We start from the raw sequence: 8,252 nt of genomic DNA, 5'->3' as shown, positions 1-8,252 counted from the left end.
CCTAACATGCCCAGGATTTTAGGGTGATAATTGTTAAATAGATCTTAACGTTCTCATTCAGTAAATATTTTCCGGTCTGATGAGCCTCTGTTTTCAATCGTATAGTCTTATCAAACAGTCCCACAAATTATAAAAATCAATAACCTATTTTTATTGTTGATTAAGGTATCGAATAAATTTCCAATGAACCGCTCTTCCAAAACTTATCAGAACCCTAACCGTGATTAGTCGTTTAGCCGATACTTCACCGGTTGCGATTGTGAAGTTTTGTCTGCAAGAAAATAATCAGTTAGCCATACTCGACAGCACTGCGATAATTGTTGATATTTTTGGTTTGAATGCAGAGACGATAATCGAAAATCCTTCATATGCCTGGGAACGTATTCACCACGAAGACCGGGCAAAAATTCTGCAGGAAATGTCTGAATCTGCCCAAGCAATGCAGCCGTTAAATCGTGTGTGGCGTGTTTTACACCCTCATAAGGGTGAAGTTCTGGTTGACTGCAAAGCCATGCCAGAAGTTATTGATGAAAAGGGCATCGTTTGGCATGGGTATTTTCAAAATATCACCGAGATAAAACGGGCAGAGCAGGAAAATCAGGCGCATCTACATTTTCTTGAATGTATGGATCAGGTTAATCGGGCAATTCAAGGCACCAATAATCTCGAACAGATGATGAGTGATGTGCTTGAGGCTATTCTAAGCTGCTTTGATTGTGATCGGGCATGGCTGGTTTACCCTTGCGATCCGCAAAGTGCGACATGGAGTGTCCCCATGGAGCAGACAACGCCAGAATATCCGGGGGGAATGCAGGCTGGGGAAGAATATCCGATGTTTGCTCATATGGCTGAGACCATGACAACTTTCTTGTCAGCCAGCGAACCGGTGACCTTCCAATTAGATGTTGATAGTCCCGATTCACCTGATGTCATCAAGGATTATCAAGTACGCTCGTTAATTGGTACGGCAATCTATCCTAAACTCGGCAAACCATGGGTATTTGGTTTACATCAATGTTCTTATGCACGAGTATGGAGTAACGACGAAAAACGTTTATTCAATGAAATAGGCCATCGAATATCTGACGGCTTGACCAGTTTGCTGATCTCTCGCGAGCAACGCGAAAGTGATGAACGCTTCCGACAAGCTTTTGAATTTGCCGCTATCGGCATGGGCATTCTCTCGCTAACGGGGCAATGGTTGAGGGCCAACCCTTCGATCTATGAAATGTTTGGCTACTCCGAAGCTGAATTACTGAAACTCAGTTATCAGGAAATGACCCATCCTGAGGATTTGCAGAATGGGCAATCAGAGCTTGAGCGATTGCTTGCAGATGAAATTCCGTTTATGCAGCTCGAAAAACGTTACCTTCATCGTAATGGCAAATATTTCTGGGCGAGACTGACTACTAGTATCGTCAGAGACGCCAATAACCAACCTCTGTATTTCGTCTCTCAAATAGAGAATATTGACGAGCAGAAAAAGTCTGAACAAAGCATCGCTTTATTAAACTTTGCCATTAATCAGGTAAGTGAATGTATCTATCTGTTGGATGCTAAGGGACGTATTCGTTATGTAAACGATGAAACCTGTAAAACTATGGGGTACAGTTATGAACAACTGCTCACTATGTCTGTTCCTCAGGTTGATCCAGATACGCAGCAGCGTGAATGGGACGAACATTGGCATGAACTAATGCAGCAACGTTCTATACGTTTGGAAACTCGACATATAACAAAAACGGGCAAGCTGATTCCGGTTGAAGTGAATGCCAATTATTTTGAATATGGTGGTATCGGCTACAACCTGGCTTTAACGCATAACATCACAGAAAGAAAAGCTGTCGAAAATGCTATGCGAGAGCAAGATGAACGTTTCAGACAGTTAGCCGATAACATTGAAGAAGTGGTGTGGTTGTCTAATCTTGCCATGGATAAGATTCTTTACATTAGTCCGGCATATCAGACTATATGGGGAAGCAGCTGCGATCCCCTTTACGAGAATCCTTCACAATGGCTGAAAACGATTTTTCCGGTTGACCTTGAAATCGTTGTCAATGCGCTATCAAAAGCTAAGGTCTCTGGTGAGTTCGATATCGAGTTTCGAATCATGCGTCCAGATCGCAGTATCCGGCATATTCACCAGCAAGCGTTTCCGATCAGAAATGATATGGGTGAAATCTATCGGATCGCCGGAACGGCACAAGACATCACCGAACGCAAAGAACAAGAAGCGCATATTGAATATCTTGCCTATCATGACTCGCTGACAGCATTACCAAACAGATTGCTAACATTGAATCGTCTGGAACATGCCATTACCCATGCTGTTCGCCACCCTGAAATCTTGGCTGTGTTATTCCTGGATCTGGATCGATTCAAGACCATCAACGACTCACTTGGTCATCAGGCCGGTGATTTATTGTTACAACAAGTCGGTTCAAGATTGCTTGGGGTATTACGAGAAGAAGATACGATTGGTCGTGTAGGTGGCGACGAATTTCTAATCCTGCTACCAAGCCTGGGCACAGCGGAAGATGCTGCTCATGTTGCCAGCAAGCTGCTTGACGTACTTTCAGCACCTTTCAGTGTTTTGGGTCGTCAGCTGCATATAAACGCCAGTGTTGGCATCAGCCTCTGTCCACGTGATGCGGATAACGCCGAAATCTTAATGAAATATGCTGACACAGCGCTTTATCTAGCAAAAGAGCAGGGACGTGGCGTATATCGTTTTTTCAGTCCTGATCTGGATGACCGAGTGCATGCACGATTGCAGCTGGAAAATGATCTACGCAGTGCAATGGATAACAATCAGCTGTATTTACATTATCAACCACTGATGGATTTAGCTTCGGGAGAATGCATCGGTACAGAAGCATTATTGAGATGGTCACATCCTGAACTTGGCATTATCTCGCCGGTAGATTTTATTCCGGTAGCAGAAGAAACCGGATTGATTTTACCTATCGGTAACTGGGTGTTGCGAACAGCCTGTACTCAAGCAAAAAAATGGTTTGATGCCGGTAAATCAAATTTCCGCATGGCAGTGAATCTATCTCGCAGACAACTCGACTATGATGGCTTAGCCATTGATGTCAAACGAATCCTTGAGGAAACACAGTGTCCGGCTAACTTACTTGAGTTGGAAGTGACCGAGTCCAGTGCCATGCAAAACCCCGAACAGGCGATTGTGATATTGAATTCACTGCATGAAATGGGTATCTGTCTTGCACTTGATGATTATGGAACGGGCTACTCAAGCCTGGCCTATCTGAAACGTTTTCCGTTTGATCGACTGAAGATTGATCGTTCATTCATCGATGGCATTCCGACAGATGCCGACGATATGAGCATTGTGCAAACCACGATTATTCTGGCCCGACAATTACGGCTTAATGTACTTGCCGAAGGTGTGGAAACGCAGGCGCAATGTGATTTTCTCAAACTACATGGCTGTGATGAAATTCAGGGTTATCTGTATGCCAAACCGATGTCGAGTGAAGATGTCGAAAAGCGTTTTGACTACAAAAATTATTCAAAAGGTTGCTTTGAAAACTAACATTTGGTGGCGGGCCGAAGCCCGCCATAAGATTTAACGCTCCTTAATTGAACTCACATCTTCGATAGGGATCTGGTTTTCTTTACCTTCACTATCTTTATATTCCACCATGCCGGTTTCATTGTTTAATTCTGGTTTTGTTGCACTATCAATCATCTGACCATCATTGGTCGCAATAATGTGATTGTTGGCGCAACCTGCCAAACCGACAAGCAAAATAGCAAAAATTACAGTGACTAAGGACTGCCTCATAAGTACCTCCTGGAGAGAAAAAACGAAATTGTTTTAATTAGGACGATTCCAACTGGGTATGGTTTCATGAGGTTTTTCCTGACATAGGGGTGAAATGTTGAACTTACTCATGGATAATTTCCTAAAGTATTTAGGATAATATGTGCGGCGAATTGTGGATAACATGTGGCAAGACGCTTGTCAGATGCCCACCAACACGTAAGAATGTGCCATGGATAAACCTCTGCTGGACTCTTTTAGTGAATATGTAGACCTACTGCTCGATGCGATTTGTGCGGTAGATGAAGACAGTCACATCATCTATGTCAGTAATGGCGCGCAACGTGTTTTTGGTTATCCAGTAGAAGAATTAATCGGCAAAAAAATGCTGGATTTTCTGCATCCTGATGATCAGGATAAAACCCAACATAGTATCTATACCGTGATGCAAGACAAACAGGTCTTGGATTTTGAGAACCGCTATATTCGTAAAGATGGTCAAGTCGTGCATCTGCTGTGGTCTACCAGTTGGTCAGACACACATAAAATGCGTCTTGGTGTCGCCCGCGATATTACTCGCATCAAAGCCGCCGAGGCGATGCAAAATTCCCTTATTGCCATTTCAGATACGGCACATCGAACTAACGGCATCAAACAGATCTGTACGCAGATTCTATTTCATCTCGATGTTCATCTTGCTATCGCTACATTTGGCATTGCTATCTCAGCACCGAATGATGAGCGATGGCTAACGGTTTTTGAAAGTGTTGGCGGTTGTTTGAATATGCTGACAACAGAGTTGCTGTTTCGCATTGCTGGTGAGAATGAAATAGCGTTGCAAATAGTCGATGGCAAATTAATGTTAATGGTGCCATTGGTGTTTGATGATGAGTCTGAGGGAATCATCGCACTGGCATTAATGGATGAGGACTATTCGCTGAATGAAAATGATCGAGCGTTATTAACCTTTACAGCTTTACAGGTCGCCACCGCTATCGAGCGTCACCAGCGATTTGAGCGACTGCAACATCTGGCTTTATACGATGCACTGACAGGGTTGCCCAATCGCGAACTTTTCCAGGATCGTGTGCAGCGTTCATTGTTAAGAGCCAAGCGTGAACAAAACCACTTTGCCCTAATGTATTTGGATCTGGATAAATTTAAAGAGGCAAACGATACCTACGGGCATGCGGCAGGCGATCAATTATTAAAAGAAGCTGCACAGCGTATTACTGGTTGTGTGCGTGAAACGGACACCGTAGTAAGGTTTGGTGGGGATGAATTTGTGGTGTTGCTTGATAACATCGACAATCGCCAAGGCGCATTCAATGTCGCTGAAAAAATCCGTTTAGTGTTATCAGAACCTTATGAATGGCAAAGCCATAAAATAGAACTTTCAGTGAGTATTGGTATATCGATTTTTCCGGAACAGGGTGAGCAAATCACTCAGCTTATCGCTGCGGCCGATGAGGCGATGTACAAAGCTAAAAAACGCGGGAAAAACTGTATTTTTTAGCTATTCAAGCCACTTTGGGAATTGTGGTTATGTTTAATCCATTTCTCTTCAAATTCACTGATAGTAAGGGGGTATGAGTAAAAGTAGCCCTGAGCATAATCGCAGCCCAATACTTTTAATGCATTAGCGGTTTCTACATCTTCAACACCTTCAGCCAAAGTCTTCATACCAAAAATCTGCGCTGTCGAAATGATGGTTTTAACGATAGCCATGTTTTTACTATCGTTGAGCATATTACGGATATAAAACATATCGATTTTTAGAATGTCAGCTTCAATGTTTCGCAGGTAACTGAGCGAGGAATGTCCCATACCAAAATCATCAATCGCCAGAACAAAGTTTCCTGTTTGAGTTTTTTAATAATTTCTATGGCGGTTTCTGGATCATGCATGATTCCAGTTTCAGTCAACTCCAGCTCAAAATCCGCCGGACTCAAACCCAATTGTTTTACCTCGCAATAAATTCATCAATGAAAAGCAAATTATCAATGCTTTTTGCAGAGATATTGATTGCCATCCGAATCCCCCGATCCTCAAATAAAGCATAACCTTGTTTTTTCCAGGAGAGTAGTGCATTGCAAGTTAACTGAATAACCAATTTAGTGACTTCATTGATCAAGCCACGCTCTTCGGCAATAGGAATGAAAATGCCTGGAGGAACACTACCTAGAGTGCCGTCATTCCAGCGTAACAATATTTCGGCGCCGGTAATTTGACGAGTTTGAGTATTAACTTGTGGTTGAATTCGGATAGAAAAACTTTCGGGATCAAATTTCAGCGAATACTCAATTCGTTTGGCGATGAGGGAACGACGTTGAATTTCCTCGCCGAGTTGAACGTTAAAAAAGTAACTGGACTGAAGTTTTTCTTTTGCAATATCCAAGGCGATAGCAGCACCCCTGGTGAGTGTTTCAAACGTTTCGGCATCCTGAGGATACAAGGCGATACCAGTTCTGGTATTCACCATTACTTTGGCGTCTGCAATCGTGAAAGGTGCCTTTAAAGTATCTTGCAATCGCGACACCATCATTGCAGCAGCATCGGCTGATTTCACTACTGCTGCCAAGGCAAAAACTTCACCATTGATTCTGGCGAGCGAGTCAAACTCCCGATCAATTGCCCGATGATCAATATCAAACGCTTTGTGGTCACCATTAAAAACGCAGTGTGCAAGTGTATCGGCACTTCGGATGGTACTGGCAATACGTCGACCAACAGCATAAAGCAAAGCATCGCCAGCAATATAGCCGAGCGTTTCTTTGACGTCTTCATGATTGACCAGGTCAAGGTAAACAATCGCAATGGTGTAGTTGAAGCGTTTAGAGAGTTCCAGCAGATGTTTAACGCGATCCGTAAACAGATTTTTGTTTGCAAGCCCCGTTAGTTCATCAAAATACGCCAATTGCTTAATTCTATTTTCTTTTGCTCGTATCTCAGTCAAGTCGCGCCAAACCACCTGAATGCAAGCTTCACCATGATAAATAACAGGAGTCAGCGTCACTTCCGTCGGCGTATTTTCACCATGAACAGTATTTTGTAGCCATTCAAATCGTTGATAGCCTTCGGTCAATGCTTTGGAAATGTATTGTTTAGCAAGTTTTTTACTGGAGCCACCAGGTTGGTTCGAAGAAGAAATTTTTAATGGAGACAGGCCTATCAAATCCTGACGTGATGACGCGCCATAAAGCTTAACCGCGGCATCATTGCATTCGGTGATGACCATATCTTTGTTGATGATGCCAATAGCATCAGCCGACTTTTGCAATAAAATCGCAATTTGCATTTCGTTTTGCTGGCGTAACTCATCATTTTCATGCAGCGTTTCGGTTAATTGATCGCGAATTTTTCTAGCCTCATACAAGCTTTCAAGCGTTTCTAGAATGGGACTAAGACGTTCTACTGTATTCTCGCTATACCCATCCTTGGCATTGGCTAGACCAATCATGCCGACAATATTGCCATTGTGATAAAACGGAAGACCGAGATAGGAGTTCAATACCGGATGGCCTTCGGGAACACCACCCGAACGACTATCTGAGTTTGGTGAATTGGAAATAACCGGTTTGCCCGTGGTCATGACGCTGCCAAGCAGGTTATGGTGATTATGAAACTCCAGTCCATTAGCCTGATTGGATTCATACAACGCCCGGGTTTCCTCGTTCCAAGCAATATTGGTTAGCGCTCGAAGTTTGAGATAACGGGCATGGTTCTCGTCAAGTAGTACATCACCAATCAGACCAAAATCGCTATTGGTGAACTCTATCAGTTCATTTAACAGCAATTCCAAAGCACTGTCATATGATGGATTTAGAATAAAAGCTTTTTGAATTCGATCGATGGTTTGCTGCAGTTTTAATTGATCGTCATATTTATCTGAAACCTCTTGCCTGGCAGCCTGAATCGACTCGTGACTGGCATACATATACGCATCAAATGCCAGGGTGATATCCAGTAAGGCAACTTTGTATAACGCGTTGATGGAGGGTTCAATTAACTCAGGCGATTGAGTGAGAATTTTGGCAATGTAATGACTGGTCAGTTCAAGATAAACGGCATACGAACCAATGTACCACTGCGTCGTTAGACCCACTCGTTCATGGGCAATACCTACACGAATACGATCTTTTGCATAATCCAGATCATAGACACCTGCAGTCAGTCTACGAAAATAAGTTTTTTGGGTGGATTGTAGTCGGGCTCTTACTTGAGGATCTGCCAGTAAGTCCTGGGCAAAATCGAATGACATCAAATGGTCGTAAAATGAGTTTATTAACTCTGTTTCATAAGCTTGGAGAGGGATATGCAAGGCACAAAGTAGCTCTTTATCTTCATTTCGTAATCGAATTAAATCTTTACGGTCCTGAAAACTGGTTTCATCAAGAGCTGTGTGCCTGAATACGGCGTCCATTGCATGCATCATCCTAAACATCCATTTTTTTGAGAGCAG

5 protein-coding genes are annotated in these 8,252 nt (G+C 43.0%); 2 read left to right on the top strand and 3 right to left on the bottom strand.

Going from position 1 to position 8,252, the window contains the following annotated elements:
- The first annotated feature begins 220 nt into the window (after nucleotides 1–220).
- The gene (locus tag A9E74_RS13035) at nucleotides 221–3,559 is read left to right on the top strand and encodes a bifunctional diguanylate cyclase/phosphodiesterase (RefSeq protein ID WP_069297040.1); all 3,339 of its coding nucleotides are present in this window, start codon (nucleotides 221–223) and stop codon (nucleotides 3,557–3,559) included.
- Between the two features lie 33 nt (nucleotides 3,560–3,592).
- Here the strand turns inward: A9E74_RS13035 and A9E74_RS13030 are convergent, their stop codons facing one another.
- Nucleotides 3,593–3,811 (bottom strand): YgdI/YgdR family lipoprotein, encoded by a 219-nt coding sequence (locus A9E74_RS13030; protein ID WP_069297039.1) that lies wholly within the window; start codon nucleotides 3,809–3,811, stop codon nucleotides 3,593–3,595.
- 211 nt (nucleotides 3,812–4,022) lie between these two features.
- Here A9E74_RS13030 and A9E74_RS13025 point away from each other — a divergent pair, with 211 nt between their 5' ends.
- The gene (locus A9E74_RS13025) at nucleotides 4,023–5,306 is read left to right on the top strand and encodes a GGDEF domain-containing protein (protein ID WP_069297038.1); all 1,284 of its coding nucleotides are present in this window, start codon (nucleotides 4,023–4,025) and stop codon (nucleotides 5,304–5,306) included.
- On the opposite strand, the gene A9E74_RS14970 is transcribed toward A9E74_RS13025, so the two are convergent.
- Nucleotides 5,303–5,638 (bottom strand): EAL domain-containing protein, encoded by a 336-nt coding sequence (locus A9E74_RS14970; RefSeq protein WP_281198108.1) that lies wholly within the window; start codon nucleotides 5,636–5,638, stop codon nucleotides 5,303–5,305. The genes A9E74_RS13025 and A9E74_RS14970 overlap by 4 nt on opposite strands.
- A gap of 115 nt (nucleotides 5,639–5,753) precedes the next feature.
- Entirely contained in the window at nucleotides 5,754–8,225 is a 2,472-nt protein-coding gene (locus A9E74_RS13010) for a protoglobin domain-containing protein (RefSeq protein WP_069297035.1), read from the bottom strand.
- Between the last annotated feature and the right edge of the window lie 27 nt (nucleotides 8,226–8,252).

Origin of the sequence: Methylophaga muralis, from assembly GCF_001720165.1 — a bacterium.
Lineage (GTDB): Bacteria > Pseudomonadota > Gammaproteobacteria > Nitrosococcales > Methylophagaceae > Methylophaga > Methylophaga muralis.
The sequence above is the reverse complement of the archived record's forward strand: the minus strand, read 5'-3'. Positions and strand labels throughout refer to the sequence as shown.

Coding starts and splice junctions, on each gene's coding strand:
- A9E74_RS13030 (WP_069297039.1), bottom strand. CDS start 3,811: ATGAGGCAGTCCTTAGTCACTGTAATTTTTGCTATTTTGCTTGTCGGT.
- A9E74_RS13025 (WP_069297038.1), top strand. CDS start 4,023: ATGGATAAACCTCTGCTGGACTCTTTTAGTGAATATGTAGACCTACTG.
- A9E74_RS13010 (WP_069297035.1), bottom strand. CDS start 8,225: ATGATGCATGCAATGGACGCCGTATTCAGGCACACAGCTCTTGATGAA.